At 42.7% G+C, this 22,655-nt stretch carries 22 protein-coding genes; 13 read left to right on the top strand and 9 right to left on the bottom strand.

Features of this window, described 5'->3' with window-relative positions; genetic code table 11:
- Nucleotides 1-33: 33 nt before the first annotated feature.
- Entirely contained in the window at nt 34-822 is a 789-nt protein-coding gene (locus HWQ37_RS04320) for a DUF5331 domain-containing protein (protein ID WP_292744233.1), read from the bottom strand.
- Nucleotides 823-854: 32 nt separating this feature from the next.
- Nucleotides 855-1,721: a ferredoxin:protochlorophyllide reductase (ATP-dependent) iron-sulfur ATP-binding protein gene (gene bchL / locus HWQ37_RS04315; RefSeq protein WP_012410753.1), complete on the bottom strand. Its 867-nt coding sequence runs from the start codon at nt 1,719-1,721 to the stop codon at nt 855-857.
- A 324-nt stretch (nt 1,722-2,045) separates the two neighbouring features.
- On the opposite strand from bchL, the gene HWQ37_RS04310 reads away from it, so the two are divergent.
- A complete protein-coding gene (locus tag HWQ37_RS04310; protein ID WP_292744230.1) occupies nt 2,046-2,273 on the top strand; it encodes a hypothetical protein in 228 nt (75 codons plus the stop codon).
- Nucleotides 2,274-2,366: 93 nt separating this feature from the next.
- Here HWQ37_RS04310 and HWQ37_RS04305 read toward each other — a convergent pair whose 3' ends face one another.
- The 4 genes from HWQ37_RS04305 to HWQ37_RS04290 all read right to left on the bottom strand — a co-directional run bounded on the left by HWQ37_RS04305 (nt 2,367) and on the right by HWQ37_RS04290 (nt 5,337).
- Nucleotides 2,367-2,621 carry a TIGR02450 family Trp-rich protein gene (locus HWQ37_RS04305; protein ID WP_292744227.1) on the bottom strand — a complete coding sequence of 85 codons (255 nt, stop codon included), beginning with the start codon at nt 2,619-2,621 and terminating at the stop codon, nt 2,367-2,369.
- A 79-nt stretch (nt 2,622-2,700) separates the two neighbouring features.
- Entirely contained in the window at nt 2,701-3,069 is a 369-nt protein-coding gene (locus HWQ37_RS04300) for a hypothetical protein (RefSeq protein ID WP_292744224.1), read from the bottom strand.
- Between the two features lie 134 nt (nt 3,070-3,203).
- Entirely contained in the window at nt 3,204-3,860 is a 657-nt protein-coding gene (locus HWQ37_RS04295; RefSeq protein WP_292744221.1) for a GDYXXLXY domain-containing protein, read from the bottom strand.
- Between the two features lie 31 nt (nt 3,861-3,891).
- Nucleotides 3,892-5,337, bottom strand: coding sequence for a DUF2157 domain-containing protein (locus HWQ37_RS04290; protein WP_292744219.1), 1,446 nt, complete (start codon nt 5,335-5,337; stop codon nt 3,892-3,894).
- A gap of 30 nt (nt 5,338-5,367) precedes the next feature.
- On the opposite strand from HWQ37_RS04290, the gene HWQ37_RS04285 reads away from it, so the two are divergent.
- On the top strand, nt 5,368-5,535 hold the full coding sequence (locus HWQ37_RS04285) for a hypothetical protein (RefSeq protein ID WP_292744216.1): 168 nt from the start codon (nt 5,368-5,370) through the stop codon (nt 5,533-5,535).
- A gap of 106 nt (nt 5,536-5,641) precedes the next feature.
- Here the strand turns inward: HWQ37_RS04285 and HWQ37_RS04280 are convergent, their stop codons facing one another.
- On the bottom strand, nt 5,642-5,803 hold the full coding sequence (locus HWQ37_RS04280; RefSeq protein ID WP_292744213.1) for a hypothetical protein: 162 nt from the start codon (nt 5,801-5,803) through the stop codon (nt 5,642-5,644).
- 8 nt (nt 5,804-5,811) lie between these two features.
- Between HWQ37_RS04280 and clpB the strand changes: the two genes are divergently transcribed.
- Nucleotides 5,812-8,430 carry an ATP-dependent chaperone ClpB gene (gene clpB / locus HWQ37_RS04275; protein ID WP_292744210.1) on the top strand — a complete coding sequence of 873 codons (2,619 nt, stop codon included), beginning with the start codon at nt 5,812-5,814 and terminating at the stop codon, nt 8,428-8,430.
- 241 nt (nt 8,431-8,671) lie between these two features.
- The gene (locus HWQ37_RS04270; RefSeq protein WP_292744207.1) at nt 8,672-9,541 is read left to right on the top strand and encodes a glycosyltransferase family 2 protein; all 870 of its coding nucleotides are present in this window, start codon (nt 8,672-8,674) and stop codon (nt 9,539-9,541) included.
- A 364-nt stretch (nt 9,542-9,905) separates the two neighbouring features.
- On the opposite strand, the gene HWQ37_RS04265 is transcribed toward HWQ37_RS04270, so the two are convergent.
- A complete protein-coding gene (locus tag HWQ37_RS04265) occupies nt 9,906-10,463 on the bottom strand; it encodes an SRPBCC family protein (protein ID WP_292744204.1) in 558 nt (185 codons plus the stop codon).
- Between the two features lie 418 nt (nt 10,464-10,881).
- Here HWQ37_RS04265 and HWQ37_RS04260 point away from each other — a divergent pair, with 418 nt between their 5' ends.
- From HWQ37_RS04260 to lpxD, 5 genes are all read left to right on the top strand, one after another.
- Nucleotides 10,882-11,076 (top strand): hypothetical protein, encoded by a 195-nt coding sequence (locus HWQ37_RS04260; RefSeq protein WP_289799327.1) that lies wholly within the window; start codon nt 10,882-10,884, stop codon nt 11,074-11,076.
- Nucleotides 11,077-11,315: 239 nt separating this feature from the next.
- The gene (rd, locus tag HWQ37_RS04255; protein ID WP_292744202.1) at nt 11,316-11,480 is read left to right on the top strand and encodes a rubredoxin; all 165 of its coding nucleotides are present in this window, start codon (nt 11,316-11,318) and stop codon (nt 11,478-11,480) included.
- A 52-nt stretch (nt 11,481-11,532) separates the two neighbouring features.
- Nucleotides 11,533-12,771 carry a BaiN/RdsA family NAD(P)/FAD-dependent oxidoreductase gene (locus HWQ37_RS04250; RefSeq protein ID WP_292744199.1) on the top strand — a complete coding sequence of 413 codons (1,239 nt, stop codon included), beginning with the start codon at nt 11,533-11,535 and terminating at the stop codon, nt 12,769-12,771.
- 302 nt (nt 12,772-13,073) lie between these two features.
- Nucleotides 13,074-14,165 (top strand): hypothetical protein, encoded by a 1,092-nt coding sequence (locus tag HWQ37_RS04245; RefSeq protein ID WP_292744196.1) that lies wholly within the window; start codon nt 13,074-13,076, stop codon nt 14,163-14,165.
- A 133-nt stretch (nt 14,166-14,298) separates the two neighbouring features.
- Nucleotides 14,299-15,351 carry a UDP-3-O-(3-hydroxymyristoyl)glucosamine N-acyltransferase gene (lpxD, locus tag HWQ37_RS04240; protein ID WP_292744195.1) on the top strand — a complete coding sequence of 351 codons (1,053 nt, stop codon included), beginning with the start codon at nt 14,299-14,301 and terminating at the stop codon, nt 15,349-15,351.
- A 436-nt stretch (nt 15,352-15,787) separates the two neighbouring features.
- On the opposite strand, the gene HWQ37_RS04235 is transcribed toward lpxD, so the two are convergent.
- Nucleotides 15,788-16,693 carry a CoB--CoM heterodisulfide reductase iron-sulfur subunit B family protein gene (locus HWQ37_RS04235; RefSeq protein WP_292744192.1) on the bottom strand — a complete coding sequence of 302 codons (906 nt, stop codon included), beginning with the start codon at nt 16,691-16,693 and terminating at the stop codon, nt 15,788-15,790.
- Between the two features lie 419 nt (nt 16,694-17,112).
- On the opposite strand from HWQ37_RS04235, the gene acpP reads away from it, so the two are divergent.
- From acpP to HWQ37_RS04215, 4 genes are all read left to right on the top strand, one after another.
- The gene (acpP, locus tag HWQ37_RS04230; RefSeq protein ID WP_292744190.1) at nt 17,113-17,367 is read left to right on the top strand and encodes an acyl carrier protein; all 255 of its coding nucleotides are present in this window, start codon (nt 17,113-17,115) and stop codon (nt 17,365-17,367) included.
- Nucleotides 17,368-17,601: 234 nt separating this feature from the next.
- Entirely contained in the window at nt 17,602-18,852 is a 1,251-nt protein-coding gene (fabF, locus tag HWQ37_RS04225) for a beta-ketoacyl-ACP synthase II (protein ID WP_292744187.1), read from the top strand.
- Between the two features lie 390 nt (nt 18,853-19,242).
- Entirely contained in the window at nt 19,243-21,270 is a 2,028-nt protein-coding gene (gene tkt, locus HWQ37_RS04220) for a transketolase (RefSeq protein WP_292744184.1), read from the top strand.
- A gap of 158 nt (nt 21,271-21,428) precedes the next feature.
- A complete protein-coding gene (locus HWQ37_RS04215; RefSeq protein ID WP_292744181.1) occupies nt 21,429-22,562 on the top strand; it encodes a GTPase in 1,134 nt (377 codons plus the stop codon).
- The last annotated feature ends 93 nt before the right edge of the window (nt 22,563-22,655 follow it).

Genomic DNA, 22,655 nt, shown 5'->3' with positions numbered 1-22,655 from the left:
TCTAAAACTTAAAATTGCCAAGAACAGCAATAATTAAGCGTTGGGGAAGAGGCGGGCAATTTCTGATTCATCAAAAACACCTGCTGGCAGTTCTTCCCCCAAAAAATCATTATTTTCTTCAGCCTTTTGCAAAGCTGTTTCATCACCCCAGACATCTGATAACACGTCTTTAAACGCATTCTCATCTACTGGACTTTCTTCTAGCCCCTCGTCTTCATCCAGCTTTACTTCTGTTGCGGCTGTTGAATCGAAGGCAATTTCCCCAAACTCATCTGCTTCTAAACTAGAGATTTGGAAGGACTCATCTTTTAAGTTGTGTCCGTTGGTTAAGGAAATATCGCCAAAGCCATTTTCCGTTTCTTCCAACTCGCTGATTCCCAAGCTTTCATCCTCAGAATCCACCATTGTGAACTCTTCAACTACCGCCACTGACGCAAAGCCATTTGTATGAGCGTGTGTCAATGTTTCATCTTCGGGCTTTTCGTCAACGATAGCTGCTGCTTCTTCTACGTATTTCTCTACATCTGGGTTGATGACGAAGCGATTACCGAGAGCTAAATCTGGGTCAAAATGCAAATCCAGCACCTCAATCAGCGTATCGGCATCAGGATTAAGTTTGGCGAAGGGCAACATTAACTGCGCTAGTTTTGGCTCTAGGGCGTTAAGAACTCCCAGGATGAGGTAGGAAGGTGGTCGCTTCCCGCCATCAGGGGTGTAGACCGATTCCACTTCCATGTGAAGGGTAATCCAGTCTCGATTATTCTGGAAAAATTGCAACCACTTTTGCTTTATTGAATCTGTAAAGCTGTGAAAGAATGCCATGTTATTGTCCCCCATCCTGAGAACTTGGTGATTTATACAATCATCAAGTCTAGTTCCTCTTCTGAATTAGGAACCTGGGGTTTACCCGGATTTAGATAAAAATCGGATAACAAAGAGAACAACTCCCGATCTGGTGTGTCGTTAGGCACAACACCTTCGGGACGCGCCAAGATTTGATCGGCGATGTTGAGATAGTAGTCGCAAACGTAGTCTAGGGAAGGATCTTGCTCTGCCATTTCAAACAAAGTTTTGCCTTTCACACGGGAAACACGGATATCTTCAATCAAAGGCAAAACTTCTAGAACTGGCATGGGGACAGCTTCTATATATTTTTCAATCAAGTCGCGTTTGGAGGTGCGGTTGCCAATTAACCCAGCTAAACGCAGTGGGTGAGTTCTGGCTTTTTCGCGGACTGAAGCAGCAATGCGATTGGCAGCAAATAAAGCGTCAAAGCCGTTGTCTGTAACAATCAGGCAGTAATCTGCATAGTTGAGTGGTGCTGCAAAACCACCACAAACTACGTCACCGAGAACGTCAAAAAGAATTACATCGTACTCATCAAAGGCGTTGAGTTCTTTAAGTAATTTCACGGTTTCGCCAACTACGTAGCCGCCGCATCCAGCACCCGCAGGCGGGCCACCAGCTTCTACGCAATCCACACCACCGTAGCCTTTATAAATTACATCTTCCGGCCAGACATCTTCGTAGTGATAGTCCTTTTCTTGGAGGGTGTCGATAATTGTCGGAATCAAAAATCCAGTCAGGGTAAAGGTACTGTCATGTTTGGGGTCGCAACCAATTTGCAGCACTTTTTTGCCACGTTTAGCTAGGGCGACGGATATATTACAGCTAGTTGTGGATTTACCGATACCACCTTTTCCGTAGACTGCTAGTTTCACTGTTGTTTCCCTCTTATAGCTTTTTGTCAAACTTGTGGCTCAAACATTTGCCTTTACCTCTGCTGAGATGGCGATGCGTGAGGTCTGTTGATGTCATTATTGGGCAAATTACCTAGAAAAGAAAGTGGCTCCTAATTTGTAAAACGGTTTTATCCGATGAATTAGAACTTAATTAAGTCTATTTTGGTTTTAATTAGCTTAAAAGTCGTATTTAGCTAAAAAAATACTCTATAAAAAGTTTTTATTACTTATTTTTATAAAAATAGTTACAAAATACAAAAATATTAAATAGCCTTTTTTGAATGCGTTTCATAGAATTAGCTGATGGCAATACAACGAGTTTTCAAGGCATTGGGGTGCAGAGTCAGGGGTAAAGAGAGGTATGTGCAGTCTGATGCTGGAAATATTACTGGAGTTTGCGTTAGCGTAGCTCACCGTACCCCTACGGGAAGCAAGCTACGCGTAGCGTCTCGTAGAGAAGGTATCGCAGAGAAATTGCCAGTTTTCAGTCGGTTGCCAAAACCGTTTAATTGCTGCTTGAGAGTAAGTTAATCTGATTTTGTAAAAAATTATTAAATTACCAAATATTAGGAGGCGGAGCCTCAATGAGGGGCATTCCCAGTCGGAGACTGGGAACGAGATAAATTAGGATACCTCAGTTTCAAGTCCGTGGATTTCTTGTAATGTTTGCCAGCCGGCTTGCCACTGGGAGTTATCTTGTAATAATTTGGCATTCATCCAAAAACGGACTTTCGGATCGCAAGCAGCAACCATTTCGGCATAAACCCACTTAGCCTGATTTTTACGATTGACTACTTGGAAGTGCCGCCAGCCATCAACTTTTTGCTGTGCCGTCCACTTAGAACCAACTAGGTAAGGAAATTTTTGTTTTTTTGTCATTTTTTATTAGTCATTTGTCATTTGTCATTGGTCATTAGTCATTGGGAAAACACTTTCTTTATTCCCAGTCCCCAGTCCCCTAAACCAAGTCACCATTACGGGTAAACTTCTGGCAATGCAACTCACTATCTTGCTGGACACATAGCGAAAACCATCTAATATGGCTCCAGCAGGTGTTGATGTTGTTGGTAATTTTGCGCTTTTTCTTGCAGAGGCGTTGCCTTACGACTTCATTAGGGCAAAGAATTTCTAACGTACCCGTACCATCTTCATAATTGACGATGCGAAATAGACAGTCTTGTAACATAGCACGGCTACTGCTGTCGAAGAACCGCTTAAACTTCTGTAGCTTTTCCCCTTCAGTCATTTGGCTGGTGGGTTTTATTTTCAAGAAATCTTCATCCTCAAAGTCAAAGTCATCATCTTCAAAGTCGTAGGGGTAAATCATTTTCAGCATCCACTAGGCGACCTGAGATTATGTTAACTCTGTGTGGCGGCAGGGGAATTACGAATTACGTTAGCGACGCAGGAGCGTCATTACGAATTACGAATTATTTTAACAACACCTTGCACTGCTGAGAATTAAAAATGATATTTGCGATCGCGTATCCACATATTTATAGGTATAGCTTTACCTTGTGCATTCACTTTCACTTCCACTACTATCGGTTGCGGCTGTCCTGGTTTGCTGGATCGGGCTTTGGAGATATCGTTGTTAATATCGTTCCGTTGATCCTCTGGGATGTAGTAAGTTTCTAAGCCATAAGTAATCGAATTATAGGCACTATATTGACCTTTTAAGGCTATCTGATTTGCAGCTAGAGAAGTTGGGAGTTGTCCACTTACACCCACAGGTTTCCAAGCTTGAGGGGTTCCACCAGAGGATTTTTGCTCTTCCAAAATTATATACAAGTTGGTTCCCTGTGCCAAAGGCTCGCCTCGTTTGTCAGGAACAGGATTTTGCTTTACCAAATCTCCCCAACCAGGAAGTTTTTTTAAATTATCTATGCGAGAAATTTGATAATTTAGCGTCACAGAGTAACCGCGCAGCAAATCGTAAGGATCTACAGGTAGAGTTTGCAAAATAGCCGTTTTACCTGTAACAAATGTGTAAACTGATTGGGCTGGTACTGCCAAGATGATCGCTGTTTGAATCAGCAGGGGAACCACAAAACGCCAAATAGCTATAGGCTTTTTTGAAGGTCCATTTTCTAAAAGTAATGCTTGATTAGTTTCCATAGGAGAAAATCAGAAAAAGGAGTTTTGAGTATTACCGATTATTATCAGAAGTTGATAAAACCGGTAAAGACGATAAATAACGTTCAAACCACAATCCGGCAAAAATTACAGCAATGCCGCACAAAACAAAAACTAAAGATTTGAAGAGTAAGGCGGTGTCATACTCTAGCGTTCGGCTGATAATTTGTAGTGTTAATAATACTAGTCCACCCCAAAAAGCACGTCGTTGTCCTAACTCCAGAGCTTCCCAAATTAGTCCAAACCCTAACACTGCTAAAAGGAGATTAAAAGCAAATATGGGAATGGCTGGAATCGGAGTGATAGCTTGATGAACGAAGATTAATAAGGCTGTTATGACAATCAAGCAGCCAATAAAGATTGTTTTGATATCTATTACCTGGCGTTCCCGATCCCATGTTGAACGTAGTAAATGCCACCATTGCCACAGAGCTAAAACTGTGAAAATTGCCACATCAATAAAGGGTAGCGAAGTTGCTAAGTTACTATTTTTAAATTCAGTGTAGTAAGCAACAGATGGAGCTGACCATAACCAACGAAAAGACAGGTAGTAAAATGTGATGCTGAAGAATACCCTAGCTAGAGTCCTAGAAAAGGGCTGAAATAGCCTGGAAGAAACTCGCCAAAATAGTAAGTCATCATAACTCCACAATAATGCAGGTGGGAGGGCAAAGGCGGCGATCGCAATCCAGGGTGGAGCATCTCTGTATGTCAGAACTTGCAGCGACTGGAGATGAAATTGCCAGGATGTAACAAATGCGATCGCCGCAATTCTGAAAATCCAACGAGAACGACACCAGTAAGCTAGAGGTACAAATAGTACACTTAAGAGTAGGGGTGTATGTTGTATTACCAGCCGCGCCCATGTAAGCTGATTTTGTGAAAAGTACCCATCGAACCATCCTATGGAATACCCAATTAGCACTAGGATCAGGGCAAGCATCCCCAAGGAAGTCAAGCGCAGACTGTAAGCCATTAGCAAAACAGCCAACCCCCAAATTAAGAACAGTTCGTAACTTGAACCGCTAATATGGAACATTTGCGCCGACAGCGCTATATTTGCGCCGATCGTCAACGCACCTAAAAGTAGCAAGCCTTCTCCGAATACCTGTTGGCGGCGTTTTCCACCTCTTGGGGAAATATTATTGCTTGCAGGTTGTCTCCACAAAATAAAACCAGCAATATTAGTTGTCAGGAATAAACTTAACAGTAGTGTTAACTTGGCTTCTCTATTCAAAGCTTGCCAGTTGGCAGCTACAAAAGTAATTACACCTAAGCCTAACAATGTTGCACCCACAGCGATCAAGATAAAAACGAAGCGATCGCGAGCGGCAGTTTCTAGATTATTAAATTGATACCTTTGTGCGAGTATTTGGTAAAAATCGGCATTAATAAGTCCTTCATCCTGCCATAGCTGCGCTTCTTGACGCAACTGGCGGCGAAAATTATCAAGTAGCATGATCTTTCTCCGAGGCGGTATGCAAATGGAATGTGGAACGAGAACTATGCTCGTCATATCAATGAAGCTAATTATACTTACACTGTTGATAGACTGTTTTATGCAATACAGGCGGGCGTGAAAGTAAAGATGGGCTTGACACCATTTAAGGCGATCGCCCACCTAATTCATTGCCTCAAACATCTCACGAGTGCCTAAAAAGTAGAAATAATGAATTTTTTCTCTACGAGCGGTAATACTACTACTCTATAAAGATGTAAAGACCGATCCAGCTAGTCGCCTCTATGTTTTTACAATGACGATATCAGAATAAAATTGATTCTTGTTCTGTATGCGACGGACACTTCGCCCAAAAAGTGTTCCCCAAAGTTCTGATATCTGAAGACTGGCGGCGATGATGTCGGAAGTCGGCACTCAGACAACTCTGGGCAGCTTTGTCTCCTGCTTGGGCGTTTACGTTCCTCAAAAAAGCCTATGCAACCTACTAATCCAAACCAATTTACAGAAAAAGCCTGGGAAGCGATCGCTCATACCCCGGATATTGTTAAACAATATCAACAACAGCAAATTGAAAGCGAACACCTGATGAAAGCTTTGCTAGAACAAGATGGTCTAGCAACTGGGATTCTTACTAAGGCGGGTGTTAACCTCCAAAAACTGCGCGATCGCACTGAACAATTTTTTCAACGTCAACCGAAAGTATCGGGTAATAGTACCTCAGTATACTTAGGACGCAGCTTAGATACACTTCTAGATCGAGCAGACGGATATCGCAAAGAGTTTCAAGATGAATATATTTCAATTGAACACTTATTGCTGGCTTATGCTAAAGACGATCGCTTTGGCAAAGCTTTATTCCAAGAGTTTGGTTTAGACGAAGGCAAACTCAAAGATATTATTAAACAAGTTCGTGGGAGCCAAAAAGTGACCGACCAAAATCCAGAAGGCAAATATGAAGCACTGGAAAAATACGGACGTGACCTCACCGAAGCCGCCCGCAAAGGTCAACTTGACCCAGTGATTGGGCGGGATGATGAGATTCGCCGGACTGTGCAAATTCTCTCTCGTCGCACCAAGAATAACCCTGTGCTAATTGGTGAACCGGGTGTTGGTAAAACTGCGATCGCTGAAGGATTAGCACAACGGATTATCGCAGGTGATGTCCCTCAATCTCTCAAAGACTGCAAGCTAATCGCTTTAGATATGGGTGCTTTGATTGCCGGGGCAAAATTCCGGGGTGAATTTGAAGAACGTCTGAAAGCGGTATTAAAGGAAGTTACTGAATCTGCTGGCAAGATTGTTTTATTTATTGATGAAATTCACACCGTTGTCGGCGCTGGTGCAACCCAAGGCGCGATGGATGCTAGTAACTTGTTAAAACCAATGTTGGCGCGGGGCGAATTGCGTTGTATTGGGGCGACAACTCTAGATGAATACCGCAAACATATCGAAAAAGATGCCGCACTAGAAAGACGTTTTCAGCAAGTTTATGTCGATCAGCCCAGCGTAGAAGATAGTATTTCGATTTTGCGCGGCTTGAGAGAACGTTATGAAAACCACCACGGGGTAAAGATTTCTGATAGTGCTTTAGTTGCCGCCGCCGTATTATCGAGTCGATATATTAGCGATCGCTTCCTCCCTGATAAAGCCATTGACTTGGTAGATGAAGCCGCCGCTAGACTCAAAATGGAGATTACCTCTAAACCAGAAGAACTCGACGAAATCGATCGTAAAATTCTGCAATTGGAAATGGAGAAGCTATCGCTGAAAAAGGAAAGCGATGCAGCTTCTCGTGAACGTCTAGAAAGACTGGAAAAAGAAATTGCCGATCTCAAAGAAGAACAAAAAACGCTGAATACTCAATGGCAGTCTGAAAAAGATATTATTGACAAAATTCAGTCTGTGAAAAAAGAGATTGAACGGGTTAATTTAGAGATTCAGCAAGCAGAACGCGACTACGATCTTAACCGGGCAGCTGAGTTGAAATACGGCAATTTAACCAGTTTGCATCGTCAATTGGAAGCAGTAGAAGCGGAATTGGCAAGCACTCAAAGAAGTGGTAAATCACTATTACGGGAAGAAGTCACCGAAGCTGATATTGCCGAAATTATTTCTAAATGGACAGGGATTCCCATTAGTAAATTGGTGGAATCTGAGAAAGAGAAACTGCTTAACTTAGAAGATGAACTGCATCACCGCGTCATTGGACAAGAAGAAGCAGTCACAGCCGTAGCCGATGCAATTCAGCGATCGCGCGCTGGATTGGCCGATCCGAATCGTCCCATTGCTAGCTTTATTTTCCTTGGGCCTACAGGTGTGGGTAAAACTGAGTTGGCGAAAGCGCTGGCTTCCTATATGTTCGATAGCGAAGATGCGCTGGTGCGAATCGATATGTCGGAATACATGGAGAAACACGCCGTCTCCCGCTTAATCGGTGCGCCTCCAGGATACGTGGGTTACGAAGAAGGCGGACAACTTACAGAAGCGATTCGCCGCCGTCCTTACTCAGTAATTCTCTTCGACGAAATTGAAAAAGCACACCCCGATGTCTTCAATATCTTCTTACAAATTCTCGATGATGGTCGCGTTACTGATGCCCAAGGTCATAAGGTGGACTTCAAAAACGCTATTATCATCATGACCAGCAACATCGGTTCCCAATACATTCTGGATGTCGCCGGAGATAACGCCCACTACGACGAAATGCGCCGCCGAGTCATGGAAGCAATGCGAAATAGCTTCCGTCCAGAATTCCTGAACCGGATTGATGAAATTATCATCTTCCACGGTTTGGATAAGAAGGAATTGCGGCAAATTGTGCTATTGCAAGTTGAGAGGTTGCGTCAAAGATTAGGCGATCGCAAAATATCCCTGAAGCTATCGGATACTGCACTTGACTTTTTAGCCGAAGTAGGGTATGACCCCGTATATGGGGCGCGTCCACTGAAACGGGCGATTCAGCGAGAGTTAGAAACTCAAATTGCCAAATCCATTTTGCGCGGTGAATTCAACGACGGTAACACCATCTTTGTTGATGTGCAGAATGAAAGGTTGTCCTTTAGCCGTTTACCAGTTGAGGTATTTACCGGATAATTACACCTCACAAATCACATCCAAAAACCCGTTTTCTCATAGAGATCGGGTTTTTGAATTATCTTAGAGGGAAAGTGGGAATCCTAAATTAGGGAACTCGGAACTTTGAGGAATCAATAACTGTCCTAAAATATCTGACTACGGCTATATATTCATCAAAAGAATTGGGAATTAGGAAACTCTTTACCAATCCCCAATCCCCAGTCCCCAATCCCCAATCCCCAATCCCCATTGATAACTAATGATTAGTATAATTACACCAGTTTATAACGGTGAGAAATTTATAGAATCCTGCCTTCAAGTTGTCATTAACCAAAATTTTGCAGAAGTCGAGCATATCATTGTCGATGGCGGTTCAACTGACACAACAATAGATATTATCAAACATTACGCCAATCAATATTCCCACATCCACTGGATTTCTGAAAAAGACCAGGGACAATCAGATGCGATGAATAAAGGCATTGCTATGGCGCAAGGAGCGATTATCGGCATTTTAAACGTTGATGATTTCTATGAGCAAAACGTTCTTAGCCGCATCTCAGAAATCTTTAAAAATCTACCAGAACCTAGCTTTATTGTTGGTAATTGTAATAAGTGGGATCAGCGAGACAACTTAATTCAGATTAATAAACCTAAACGACTACGGACAGTTGATTTACTGATGGAAAAGCAAATTAATGATGACGGAATGATTGATACTGCTTTTCCTTTGAATCCATCGGCTTACTTCTACCACAAATCCTTGCATCAACAAATTGGACTCTACAAAGTTGAAGAGCATTATGCAATGGATGTAGATTTCTTACTGAAAGCAGTCAGAGTAGCTCATGTCAAATATTTTAATGAAACTTGGGGAAATTTTAGATATTATCCAGGCACGAAAACTTTTGATGATTCTACAAATGGAACAAGTCAAACGCGAGTCCAACAGTTGTTTAAGGAGTATGCTAAAACACTCCCATTAATTGAGCAATGGGAAATATATTTGAATCGAATCATACTTTTTATTACATTAAGAATTTTCTATTTTTCTAAGTATCCACAACGATTACCTCAATCGATTAAGAATCGATTCACGAAATCAATTTCGTATTTAAATAGTAAATAAGAAGTGGTGGTGACGATGTATCAAATATTCTTTTACCCCACCCTAACCCTCCCCTTGCAAAGGGGAGGGTTAGGGTGGGGTAAAACCCTGGTTAATCAGCTATTTCAGACTTGTGTGTACACCGTAGCCTTATAAAAGGGGATTAAGGGGGGTAATCATTCAATTAGTATGACAACATAGAACTTTTCAAACAACCTCTTAAAGCAAGTAGCGTTTGAGGAACAAACCCAATATTTTCAGTGCTTTACTGATAGTGTAGCTGCTTAGTCCTGCAAAGAAGAAAGCTACGCGCAGCGTCTCTGAAAGAGCGTCTTGTTCGCGTAGCCAGCAAATTCATCCTTCAAATCAGCAACACCTGAGTTTTTTATTGAATCTTGCACATAACTTGTCGCATTTTACGCATATTTGCAGGTAACTCTAAATTCATCGCTTGTTGAATAAAAATAGATGGAATTGGAATCAGAGGTGTCGCTTGCACAGTATAAGCAAGTATTGTGCCATTACCACAATCTTTTAGTTCTAAATTGGCGTTAAAGTCCTCAAAAGTCCCTTTTACCATGCGAAATTGGATTTGTTGTCCCAGCACTTCTACAACATTGAGGTAAATTTCCACTTGAGCCGTGAAAAAGAAGAAGGCTTTTTGTGCTGCTTGATACAGACGTTTGACTTCACCTTTTTGTACTACCTCACTTTTGGTGATATCGGGAAAATATTGCACCCAACGGGGATAATCAGTTAATTGCTGCCAAACGTGCGATCGCACCATCGGCAAATACATCCAAGCTGTCACTGAACCACCCGATATCTTGTGCGATCGCGTTTCTACTAAAATTTCACCCTCTACCAGCAACTTTTGCTTGTCTTGACTCCAAGCCATATCGTAACCTGCAATAATTGAATTTGATATATAAGACGCAGACATAATGATTAAGTTACTCCTCAACTCATCCACCTAAATACAGTTGAAACTACAAGCCATAAAACTTGATTTAGATCCAACCTATTAAATTAGCTCCAGTCTAATACTTATCTTTTCCAGAAAGGGTGATTTTTTGCTAATTATTTCAGTCACTTCACAGTAAAAACTGTGTTTATTATCACAATTAACATCATTAATACTTCAGTGAGTTTTATCAAAGTAATACTTGTAGATGAAAAACTGCGTTGTTAACAGCTAGAATGGCACAAACACGACTTAACATCAAGTACCTTACCCCAAGTTTGGATACTATCTTTCAGCTTTTACGTGTTATTTCTGATGAAATTGCAACTTCATCGTAACTTCATATCTTAATTATCAATATTAAGTGTAATCTCTGTTGAGTAGAGAGGAAAATTAGATGAGTCAATCTTCTTTAAATCGTAGATTAATCCAGATTTTTGGTATCTTGCTCGGCATTAGCGTTGCCGTCTGGGTATTGAGAGGTATTGGCATTCTGACTTTTATTCCAGGTGGAATTATTTGGTTATTGCTACTTGGAGCGATCGCCATCGGGATTATCAGTTACGCCCAAAGGACATGGTGGCGTTTTTAATAAACAGAATTCAGGAGTCAGAATTCAGGAGTCAGAATTCAGAAGCCAGAATTCAGAATTAAATTATGTACGACTGGCGGATAGCGCCGACGGCAAGCGAGTCCGTGAGCGTCTGAATAAATGGATATCAAATATTTGGGATGCTCCCTCGTTTAAGAATTGTATCGTTCCAATTTTCACTTACTGTCAGAAGTATTTAATAGTGAAGTAATGCCGAAAATTTACCAGGGGAATGGAAAATGCAAAAGTATAAATGTAATATTTGTAGTCATATCTACGATCCAGCAGAAGGCGATCCAGATAACGACATAGCACCGGGAACAGCCTTTGAAGATATACCAGAAAGTTGGGTGTGTCCAACATGCGGTGCGACAAAATCAGACTTTGAACCTTTTGAAGAGTGAAAATAACAGCTAGCCTAGAGAGTAGGTTGCTGTAAAAGAGATATTTTTAAAATTGTTACCGTTACAAATTGTAGTTATTGGGGGTGGGGCAGCAGGATTTTTTGGCGCGATCGCTTGTGCTAAAGCCAATCCTGCTGCCCAAGTTACATTACTCGAAGCCAGTCGTCAACCCCTAGCGAAAGTGCTAATTTCTGGTGGCGGACGCTGCAACGTCACTCATGCTTGCTTTGATGCCGAGGAATTGGTGCAAAATTACCCCAGAGGTGCAAAAGCTTTGCGGGGTGCTTTGACTCGGTTTGGGCCTCAAGACACAGTAGCTTGGTTTGCTGCTAGTGGAGTCTATCTTAAAACTGAAGCTGATAACCGGATGTTCCCTGTCACCAATACTTCAGAAACCATTGTGGAATGTTTGATTAAAGCGGTGGCGACATCTGGGGTAAAACTCCGTATCGGTACACACGTAACTTCAGTGAAACGAACCGCAGCCGATGGGGGGTTTGATATTCTGCTGAAGTCGGGAGAGACAATTAAATGCGATCGCCTACTTTTAGCGACCGGTAGCAGCCTTGCAGGTTATAAAATAGTCCGAGAGTTAGGCCATCAAATTGAACCGCCAGTACCCTCGTTATTTACCTTCAACATTGTCGATCAAAAATTGCGAGAATTAGCTGGAGTTAGCGTTAACCCTGCCCAATTGCGGTTATCTGCGGGCGGAAAATCCCAATTACAACAAACTGGGCCATTGCTAATTACCCACTGGGGTTTGAGTGGTCCGGCTGTTTTGAAGCTTTCGGCTTGGGGTGCGAGAGTTCTGCACGAAAGCCGCTATCAAGCCACATTATTGATTAATTGGCTACCTGATTTGCACCAAGAACAAGTGCGAGAAAAAGTTTTAGCAGTTAAGGATGAATGGGGAAAGAAAGCGATCGCACTGCATCGTGGCGCTGATCTACCCCATCGTCTCTGGCAATATATCATTACTCGTGCAGGTATTACCACAGACGATCGTTGGGCAGAAATATCTAGTAAAACCTTAAATCAATTGGTGCAAGAACTTACTCAAGGACAATACTTAATCAACGGTAAAGGAGCCTTCAAAGAAGAATTTGTTACCTGTGGCGGCGTTAACCTTAAAGAAGTCAACTTCAAGACAATGGAAAGTAGGTTAGTTCCCGGTCTTTATTTTGCCGGAGAAATCTTAGATATTGATGGCGTTACTGGTGGGTTTAACTTCCAAAGTGCTTGGACAACCGGGTATTTAGCAGGGATAGCAATGGCGAATAATTCGTAATTCGTAATTCGTAATTCGTATTAAGAGAGTTCGTAGTAAGCACTTTAGTGCTTAGAAAATAAAGACTAAAGTGCTTACTACAAACTTATCAAAATTAATTTGGCAGAATTAAGACCGTCTCCGTATTAACCTCAATCTATTTACCAGTTCTTTAAGAACAAGCGATCGCTACTTAACTATGTTTACCTACAATAATTAACACTAATGCTCTAGCATTTTCCACCTTGTCACTGCACATTCACAGCAGTCACCCTAGAGAAGGCAAATTGTTCAGGGTGTATTAGTTTTTTCCTAAATAATATATGAACACTGATAACAATACTGGGTCTGAAATTACGTTGCAGAGTAGCCAGTATATGCTGCATGGCTTTCCAGTGCTTGGTGTTCCTGATGAGGGGCGTGCTGTTAAATACTTCAGTCTCAATCCATTTCTACCAAATGCTCAGAATCGCTGTCCGATTGAATGTGCCTATTGTGTTTGTCATCAAGACCGTGACTGGCATCATTATCCACAAAACTTTCAGGATGTCTCAGCACCGGTTGACCTACTCGATCTTTTGCTAGACCGCATTTTTGCTACCCAGGAGGGACAAAAAGGCTTTCCGATTTCACTATGCGACTACTCTGACCCCTTTATTCCAGCCCATCGAGAACGTGTACTATCAATTTTGGATGCACTGATTGACCGGAAAGCTGCCAATATGGTCTATATCACTACCAAAGTCCATCCTGGTCAATCTTTTTTAGAGCGCCTTAAAACAACTCTAGAGCGACCTCATTCACTTCGAGTCACTGTCTTTGTAAGTCTACCACCCTTGAAACCAGGCTATGAGCAAGCCTCAATTGAGAGCCGGGTACAGTTGCTGCAAGATTTAGTAAACCTTGGCATTCCCTGTTGTTGGTATCTGCGTCCACTAGTTGAAGAGTGGTTTGATGAAACCTTAATGTGGCAATTAGCACGTACATTATTGCCTCATGTTTCCCGTCACGTTATTCTATCTGGGCTTGTGATGTCTGAAGAGATTGAAGCGAGTCTGTTAAAACAAGAATTAATTGTTCCAGAATGGGATCGTACACAACCAGGACGTAAGCAATACTTGTCATTAGAGTTCGAGTCAAAACTGCGCTCAATTCTCAGTAGTGTAGCTAGCGAGCAAAATATTTCTCTGGGACCAGTGATGGGACATCGGCTATGTGGTACTAACGGCAATCATGCCTATGGCTGCTTGATTTGCGCCAAACAAAATCGTTATTGCCAGCTTTTTCAACTTCATCACTATGGTGAAGCGATCGCTGCCGAAGATAATCAACGTCTCAAGACGCTACTGAGACAAGATTCAGTAAAATTAGGCTTATCTTTACAACCTGAGCCATCAACAGAAGAATGTCAGTAAAGTACTTTCAGCAGAAGCGAAGTTAGGAACAGTCTGATTGGCTCACCGCTACGGATCTAGAAAATTATTGTATTGGGGCATAAAGAGGGAAAATTATCTTGCAATTGTAGATCAATTTTGAACCCACCCAACAATGAAATTCAGCGAAATCCTCCGTCAATTTGGTGACGCGGCCACCAATCATAGCCTGACTAGCAACCCAGACCAAGACCCAGAAATTGCCGGAGTAGCAGCTATTGATGAAGCTACTAACGGTACGATCAGTTACGTAGAAGGTGCAAAATTTGGGTCTTTTGTCGGCAATACCAATGCTAGTGCTTTAATTTTGCCCCAAAACGAAAAATTACAGGCGCTTGCACAAGAAAGGGGTATTGTCTGGCTATCAACTCCAGATCCGCGACTGTTGTTTGCCAAAGCGATCGCACTTTTTTATCAACCATATCGCCCTACGCCAGAAATTCATCCCACCTCTGTGATTCACTCCACCGCAAAAGTTGGTAGTGATGTTTATATTGGCCCCCATGCTGTGATTCAACAAGGGGTGGAAATCGGCAATGGTGCAATAATTCATCCCAATGTAGTGATTTATCCAGATGCCAAAATCGGCGATCGCACCACCTTACATGCCAACTGTACCATCCACGAACGTACCCGTATCGGTGCAGATTGCGTTATTCACAGTGGTGCTGTCATTGGTGCAGAAGGCTTTGGTTTTGTTCCTACCCGGACTGGTTGGTTCAAAATGGAACAATCTGGCTATACAGTCTTAGAAGATGGTGTGGAAGTTGGCTGCAACAGTGGCATTGACCGCCCATCTGTCGGAGAAACACGGGTAGGTCGAAATACAGTGATTGATAGCTTAGTGCAAATCGGTCATGGTTGCCAAATCGGTTCTGGTTGTGCGATCGCAGGTCAAGTTGGCATGGCAGGAGGGGTTAAACTAGGAAATCGCGTTATTTTAGCTGGACAAACAGGAATAGTCAATCAAGTGAAGATGGGAGATGGAGCGATGACATCTGCTCAAACTGGAATTCACAGCGATGTTGCACCAGGAGAAATTGTCTGCGGAACTCCAGCCCTTCCTTACAAACTATATCTCAAGGTATGTGCTGTTTATGGTCGTCTGCCAGATATGTATCAATCGCTAAAACAATTGCAACGTCAACTTAAAAATAGCAATGATTAAGGTGAAAGTTATCTAAGTTTAATTAAAGTTATCCAAAATTACCAGTCTTACATATCGTAAGTTGGTTAATTTTGGATTTGTTTTATCAAAACACAATTTTAGAAATGTTTACACATTTGGGATGCTCCCAACATTTAAATTATTGGACTTTGGACAAAGAAAAGTATACAAATACTGTTAATCGTCCAAAATCTAATCAATTAATTAGACAAGGGACTTAAGACCGAATGGCACTAAGTTAAGATACAGGCCTTGCCCTGACTGGTTCCCAGCCTGGAGGCTGGGAACCCATTCTGGGAGGCTCCGCCTCCTATTTCTTGACCAGAGGCGGAGCCTCTCGGAATACATTCCCAGCCTCCAGGCTGGGAACTAGGCTAGACAAGCTTTTGGGCTTTTCTTAGTGCCATTCGGACTTAAGACCCTTGTACTCCATAAACTAAAATCCTAATTTTTCCAACACTGGCTTTGTGGAAACAATGTGACGGTCTAAACCCAGTTCTTTTGGACTAACCCCAAGTGCTAAAGCAATCAACTGGGGTAAATGCAATACTGGTAAACCTAGCTTCTGTTCAATCACCTTTTCTACCTCTGGTTGACGCGAATCCAAATTTAAGTGGCACAGAGGACAAGGTGTAACTATACAGTCAGCACCAGATGCTAAAGCGTCTTGAATATGCATCCCAGCCATCTTAAAAGATTCGGTAGTGGCATAACTAGAAAGCGGCCAACCACAACATTGTGTCCGTCCTCGGTAATAAATTGGTGTTGCACCTACCGCCCGAAACATATTTTCCATCGCTTCCGGTTGGAAAGGGTCGTCATAAGGCATCGATTTTTGGGCGCGCAGGAGATAACAGCCATAAAAAGCCGCACATTTTAATCCAGTTAACTTATGGGTGACACGTTTGGTAATTTCCTCTAAACCGTAATCTGTCACTAAGGCGTAAAGAAGATGTTTAACCTCAGTACTACCGCGATAAGGCGAACAGCCTTCTTTATGCAGCAAACCATTAACCTGTTCAATATAAACAGGGTTAGAAGTCTTACATTCCTTCAGGTGGTCATTGACGTGACCGATAACACCTTGACAAGTGCTGCAATGGGTAAGTAAGGGCAGATTTAATTCTTCTGCTAGGGCAATATTTCTGGCGTTGACTGTATCTTCTAGCAGTTGCGAATCTTCTTTAAATGTGCCTGAACCGCAACAAGCAGCTTTTTTTAGTTCAACTAGTTCAATGCCCAGGGCTTGAGTCAGCGCTTGAGTTGATTGGTAAAGTTCCCGACAGGCCCCTTGGGCAACACAACCGGGGAAGTAAGCGTATTTCAGTGTCTGAGGTAGCATAGAAGTATGTTTGGGTTAGAGCGATCGCTCTAAACAATAACTGTTTTATCATTACCTTGTTAGCACCAAAGTTCTGATGTTTTAGATTTAGCTACCCTTTAAGCCTTTAGGTTAAAGGGTAGCAGCATCTACGTCTTAGTTGCTAACAAGGCTGTAAATACCGATTGAGACATTGTAAAAAATTTTAGCAATAATTGGAAAACCAAAGCATTTACACGGTATTGACGATGGCGTAGCACGCTCCACTGCTCAAGTGTTCCCAGAAAACTTACCCATTTATTTTAGGAATGGCAAGAGTTTTCTAGCAGAAAAACCCTTGGAAGTATGCGGGCGATCGCGCTTGACGATAAGATGTATATGCTCAAAACAATGTCTCCTCTAAAGAGCAGATCGTAGCAAGTGGTTAAGGACTTTTATTTATGAGCCAAACGGAACTTTTTGAAAAGGTCAAGAAAATCGTCATCGAACAACTGAGTGTCGATCCCCCAGATAAAGTCACACCACAAGCCAAGTTTATGGAAGACCTGGGAGCAGATTCCCTCGATACTGTTGAATTAGTGATGGCTTTGGAAGAAGAGTTTGATATCGAAATTCCCGACGAAGCTGCCGAGCAGATTACATCGGTTCAAGATGCAGTAGATTACATCAATAACAAAGTTACCGCCTCAGCTTAACTGGGGATTGGGGATTGGGATTGGGGAGATTTTTCTCTAATATCTAAGCTAGCCAACCTTCACGTGACGTTCCTAACGTCGCTAACGCTGACGTTAAGGCTAGTCGCTTGAAGTCAGCAAATCCGATGCCAGTCGTTCATAAAGGAAATCTTTAAGACCGCGCTGGCTCACCAGTACCTAGTCGCTAACCTCAAATTTTTTGCCAGCTGCTTTTTCGCCATTTTTAACTGAATCATGACAGATAATACACGTAAACGCGTTGTTGTAACTGGTGTTGGCGCGATTACACCTATAGGTAACACAGCAACAGAATATTGGAATGGATTATTGAGTGGACGCAATGGCATTGACTACATCACATTATTTGATGCGTCTCGCCATGATTGCCGGATTGCTGGTGAGGTGAAAAACTTCGATCCGCATGATTACTTGGAGCGTAAAGAGGCCAAGCGCATGGATCGATTTTCCCAATTTGGGGTTGCGGCAGCAAAACAGGCTCTAGCTAACGCGGAATTAGCGATCAATGACCTGAATGCAGAACAGGTAGGTGCGATCATCGGTTCTGGCATTGGCGGCATTAAGGTATTAGAAGACCAGCAAACTATCTACCTCAACCGTGGCCCCGATCGCTGTAGTCCATTCATGATTCCGATGATGATCGCCAATATGGCCGCAGGATTAACGGCAATTCACACGGGTGCTAAAGGGCCAAACTCCTGTCCTGTAACTGCCTGTGCTGCTGGCTCTAACGCCATTGGAGATGCTTTTCGCTTAATTCAAGGGGGATATGCCCAAGCGATGATTTGCGGGGGAACGGAGTCAGCTGTCACACCATTATCGATAGCTGGGTTTGCCGCTTGCAAGGCACTCTCTTTTAGCAATGATGACCCAAGTAAAGCTTGCCGTCCTTTTGACCGCGATCGCAACGGATTTGTTTTGGGTGAAGGTTCAGGAATTTTAATTCTAGAAGAACTAGAACACGCCATCAGTCGTGGCGCTCACATTTATGCCGAAATGATCGGCTATGGTATGACCTGTGACGCTTACCATATCACCTCCCCAGTACCCGGTGGACTCGGAGCCGCTAGAGCAATAGAACTAGCTCTTAAAGATGCCAAAATAACTCCCGAACAAATTAGCTACATTAACGCCCACGGCACTAGTACCCCGGCGAATGATTCAACTGAAACCTCAGCAATCAAAAAAGCCTTGGGAGAACACGCCTATAAAGTGGCAATTAGCTCCACCAAATCGATGACAGGTCATTTATTGGGCGGTTCTGGAGGTATTGAAGCAGTCGCAACAGTACTGGCGATCGCAAATGACCAAATTCCACCAACAATTAATCTGGAAAATCCCGATCCAGAGTGTGACTTAGATTACGTGCCTAACTCTAGCCGCGCTCAAAAAGTCGAGGTGGCAATATCCAATTCCTTTGGGTTTGGCGGCCATAATGTCACATTGGCCTTTAAGAAATACGTCTAAAAGAAGGCAGGGGAGCAGGGAGCAGGGGGCAGGGAGCAGGGGAAGATGAGGGAGACAAGGGAGACAAGGAGATAAATAAAACTCCTAACTCTTAACTCCTAACTCTTAACTCCTAACTCTTAACTCAGCACTCAGCACGGGCTAAACCTTAGCTATCCGCTAACAGCACTCCTAACGCCCAATACCCAAAGTATCAGAAATATCATTCCGATATAAAGTAAGCGTTCAGCATGACCCAATTATCAGCTTGATTTATCACCAGAAACTCAGGAGATCCCGCTTGTCCATCGGCAAGCGGGAGTGGGATGATGAGGATATGTGGGGAATCTAAAATAACCCCAGCAAAAGAAGCTACGAAGAGTGCTAACCCGTCGTTAAAAACAAGAGATTATGACTGTTGCAACCCAATCCGCCAAAGAATTGTCTGTCGAAGAACTGGCTATTAACTCGATCCGCTTCTTGGCTATTGATGCCGTAGAAAAGGCAAAATCGGGACACCCAGGACTACCAATGGGTGCGGCTCCGATGGCTTTTGTACTCTGGGATCGCTTTTTGAAGTTTAATCCCAAGAATCCCAAATGGTTTAATCGCGATCGCTTCGTCTTGTCTGCCGGTCATGGCTCAATGTTGCAGTACGCCCTGCTTTTTCTGACAGGCTACGACAGTGTAAGCATTGAAGATATCAAACAATTCCGTCAATGGGAATCCAAAACCCCTGGACACCCCGAAAACTTCATGACCCCAGGTGTGGAAGTCACAACTGGCCCCTTGGGTCAAGGAATTGCCAATGGAGTTGGTTTAGCGATCGCCGAAGCTCACCTTGCCGCTAAATTTAACAAACCCGATACCAAGATTGTTGACCATTACACCTACGTAATTGTAGGTGACGGTTGCAACATGGAAGGGATTTCCGGTGAAGCTGCTTCTTTCGCGGGACACTTGGGATTAGGCAAACTCATCGCTCTGTACGACGACAACCACATTTCCATCGACGGTTCCACAGATGTGGCATTCACCGAAGATGTTTCTAAGCGCTTTGAAGCTTACGGTTGGCACGTCCAACACGTCGAAGATGGTAACACCGATTTAGAAGCGATCGCTAAAGCAATTGAAGCAGCCAAAGCTGTCACCGATAAGCCTTCTTTCATCAAAGTCACAACCATTATTGGTTACGGATCCCCCAATAAAGCAAACACTGCTGGCGTTCACGGCGCTGCCCTTGGTGGAGATGAAATAGCATTGACTCGGAAAAATTTGGGTTGGGAATACGAGCCTTTCGTAATACCTGAAGAAGCCCTCAACCACACACGCAAAGCAGTTGAGCGCGGTGCCGGCTACGAAACCGAATGGAACAAAACCTTTGCCGACTACAAAGCTAAGTATGCCCAAGAAGCGGCTGAATTTGAACGTTACCTAAGCGGCAAGCTACCCGACGGTTGGGATAAGGTACTACCCACCTACACCCCCGAAGACAAAGGAATACCCACCCGCAAACACTCAGAAAACTGCCTCAACAAACTAGCGACAGTTTTACCTGAATTGATTGGTGGTTCGGCTGATTTAACCCACTCCAACTTGACCGAAATCAAGGGTAAGGGCGACTTCCAGAAAGGGAACTACGAAAACCCCAACATCCACTTTGGGGTGCGGGAACATGCTATGGGCGCAATCTGTAATGGTATAGCGCTGCACACTTCGGGATTAATTCCCTACGGTGCTACCTTCTTGATCTTCTCAGATTATATGCGTGCTGCCATCCGCTTATCCGCCCTTTCCCAAGCTGGCTCGATTTGGGTGATGACTCACGATTCCATTGGACAAGGTGAAGATGGCCCCACACACCAACCCATTGAAACTCTTGCTTCCTTGAGAGCCATTCCTAATTTATTAGTGTTTCGTCCCGCAGACGGTAACGAAACCTCTGGCGCTTATAAAATAGCGATTGAAAAAGCGAAGCAAAATGCTCCATCTCTATTGGCGTTCACCCGTCAAAACGTTCCCAACTTAGCAGGTACATCAATTGAGGGCGTAGCCAAGGGTGGATACACCGTAGTTGATAGCGAAGGTACACCCGATATCATCTTGATTGGTACTGGTTCAGAATTGAGCCTCGCCGTTGGCGCAGCCGAAAAACTCAAGGCTGAAGGTAAGAAAGTTCGTGTTGTTTCGCTACCTTCATGGGAACTGTTTGAAGCACAGGATGCGGCTTATAAAGAGTCCATTCTGCCGAAAGCTGTCACCAAGCGTTTGTCTGTAGAAGCTGGTAGCAGTTTCGGTTGGCACAAATACGTGGGTACTGAAGGCGATTGCGTTAGTATCGATCGCTTTGGTGCTTCGGCTCCAGGCAATGTTTGTTTAGAGAAGTTTGGCTTTAGCGTTGATAATGTATTAGCTAAGGCTAAACAATTGTTGGGTTAATACTAACAGAATATTCTCAAAATTTTTTAGGGTGGGCTTTTCAGCCCACCTTTTTTTTGTTTTTAAAATCATTTCAGTGGTATCAACAATGTCATTTATGATTCAAAAAGAATAACATCAGATTGAAATAATGTGTTTAAAATCTGTCAGTAAACTTTATGGTTAATACCCCGGCTAAGAGTGTAGATGAAGAAAGTTTTTTCGAGCAAGTAGAGAATCAACTCGAAGAAAAAGTAAAAGATTTTTCAAAGACACTCAATATTGCAGTCATTGGAAAAGTTAGTTCAGGAAAAAGTTCACTTATCAATGCTTTGCTAAAGCGTAATCGTGATAATGCACTGATAGTTGGAGCCGAAGCTGGTATAACTAAAAATTTAACAGTTTTGCGGCTTGATGACCGTGTTAGATTGATTGATTCTCCAGGTCTTGATGATGTCCGTTCCCAAAATAGTGAGGTTACAAAAGAGTTTCTCAAACATATTGACGTAGGGATTCTTGTCGTCACTGCTTCTTCAGAATCTTCTCAAAAAAAATACCTTGATGATCTTCAAAAGCACTGTGATTCAGTATTCGTCGTGCTTAACAAAATAGACGAGTACGATAGGTATACACCTGAAGCCTTGGCAAAAGTTGTTGAACAATGGAAAAAGGATCTTAATATCCAAAAAATTTACCGATTTTGTGCATTTGGTTATGATCCAGATATCTCTCCTGATGTACCACTAGATATTAGGGATATTGATTGGCTACGGTATGACATTCAAGATTTTTTAGTATCAAAGGGAAAAGATTTACTACTTGCACGTCACATGGGTGATAAAGAAGCCTATGCTAATGGTATTATCACTACAGCCCTGTTATCAGTTACTGTTGAAGCATTTTTGCCAGGTAGCGCAGCTATCATTACCGCCACGCAAGCTGCTGCTATTGCTTCTCTATACTATTTGTATACAGGTGAAATTATCTCTCTAAAAACAGTTGTAGGCTCAATAACAACTTTTGCAACAGAGGCAGGGGTAAAAAGCATATTGCTCTGGATTCAATCATTACTACCACCAAACGGAGTTACTAATATCGCTGCGGCAGGCATTGCTGTAACTATTACCCTTGCGATGTTAGCCACTGTTAAAACTATATTGGCAAATGGTGCAAAAATTCAGCAAGAAGAACTCCTAAGACAGAAATTTCAATATTATAGGAAGAAAGCTGAACAATCAGTAAAAAATCTAGCATTTTCTGAGTGGAATGATCGCAAAGCCTGGGGGGAAATAATTTCTACATTAAATAAGTAAATATTCTTTGTCAAACATTAGGGTGCATCCCAGTTTTGATTATTTCAAAACAAATAAATAACAGGGAAGGATTGTTACAGAAAACGGAAGTCA

The sequence above is a fragment of the Nostoc sp. NMS4 genome (assembly GCF_017115095.1).
GTDB lineage: Bacteria > Cyanobacteriota > Cyanobacteriia > Cyanobacteriales > Nostocaceae > Nostoc.
Note: the sequence above shows the minus strand (reverse complement) of the source record. Positions and strands in the feature narration are given on the sequence as shown.

Excerpts from the sequence above, each read along its gene's own strand:
- HWQ37_RS04320 (WP_292744233.1), bottom strand. The coding sequence starts at position 822 with ATGGCATTCTTTCACAGCTTTACAGATTCAATAAAGCAAAAGTGGTTG.
- HWQ37_RS04310 (WP_292744230.1), top strand. The coding sequence starts at position 2,046 with ATGGCAATACAACGAGTTTTCAAGGCATTGGGGTGCAGAGTCAGGGGT.
- HWQ37_RS04305 (WP_292744227.1), bottom strand. The coding sequence starts at position 2,621 with ATGACAAAAAAACAAAAATTTCCTTACCTAGTTGGTTCTAAGTGGACG.
- HWQ37_RS04300 (WP_292744224.1), bottom strand. The coding sequence starts at position 3,069 with ATGATTTACCCCTACGACTTTGAAGATGATGACTTTGACTTTGAGGAT.
- HWQ37_RS04295 (WP_292744221.1), bottom strand. The coding sequence starts at position 3,860 with ATGGAAACTAATCAAGCATTACTTTTAGAAAATGGACCTTCAAAAAAG.
- HWQ37_RS04290 (WP_292744219.1), bottom strand. The coding sequence starts at position 5,337 with ATGCTACTTGATAATTTTCGCCGCCAGTTGCGTCAAGAAGCGCAGCTA.
- HWQ37_RS04285 (WP_292744216.1), top strand. The coding sequence starts at position 5,368 with ATGTGGAACGAGAACTATGCTCGTCATATCAATGAAGCTAATTATACT.
- clpB (WP_292744210.1), top strand. The coding sequence starts at position 5,812 with ATGCAACCTACTAATCCAAACCAATTTACAGAAAAAGCCTGGGAAGCG.
- HWQ37_RS04270 (WP_292744207.1), top strand. The coding sequence starts at position 8,672 with ATGATTAGTATAATTACACCAGTTTATAACGGTGAGAAATTTATAGAA.
- HWQ37_RS04265 (WP_292744204.1), bottom strand. The coding sequence starts at position 10,463 with ATGTCTGCGTCTTATATATCAAATTCAATTATTGCAGGTTACGATATG.
- HWQ37_RS04260 (WP_289799327.1), top strand. The coding sequence starts at position 10,882 with ATGAGTCAATCTTCTTTAAATCGTAGATTAATCCAGATTTTTGGTATC.
- rd (WP_292744202.1), top strand. The coding sequence starts at position 11,316 with ATGCAAAAGTATAAATGTAATATTTGTAGTCATATCTACGATCCAGCA.
- HWQ37_RS04245 (WP_292744196.1), top strand. The coding sequence starts at position 13,074 with ATGAACACTGATAACAATACTGGGTCTGAAATTACGTTGCAGAGTAGC.
- lpxD (WP_292744195.1), top strand. The coding sequence starts at position 14,299 with ATGAAATTCAGCGAAATCCTCCGTCAATTTGGTGACGCGGCCACCAAT.
- HWQ37_RS04235 (WP_292744192.1), bottom strand. The coding sequence starts at position 16,693 with ATGCTACCTCAGACACTGAAATACGCTTACTTCCCCGGTTGTGTTGCC.
- acpP (WP_292744190.1), top strand. The coding sequence starts at position 17,113 with ATGAGCCAAACGGAACTTTTTGAAAAGGTCAAGAAAATCGTCATCGAA.
- fabF (WP_292744187.1), top strand. The coding sequence starts at position 17,602 with ATGACAGATAATACACGTAAACGCGTTGTTGTAACTGGTGTTGGCGCG.
- tkt (WP_292744184.1), top strand. The coding sequence starts at position 19,243 with ATGACTGTTGCAACCCAATCCGCCAAAGAATTGTCTGTCGAAGAACTG.
- HWQ37_RS04215 (WP_292744181.1), top strand. The coding sequence starts at position 21,429 with ATGGTTAATACCCCGGCTAAGAGTGTAGATGAAGAAAGTTTTTTCGAG.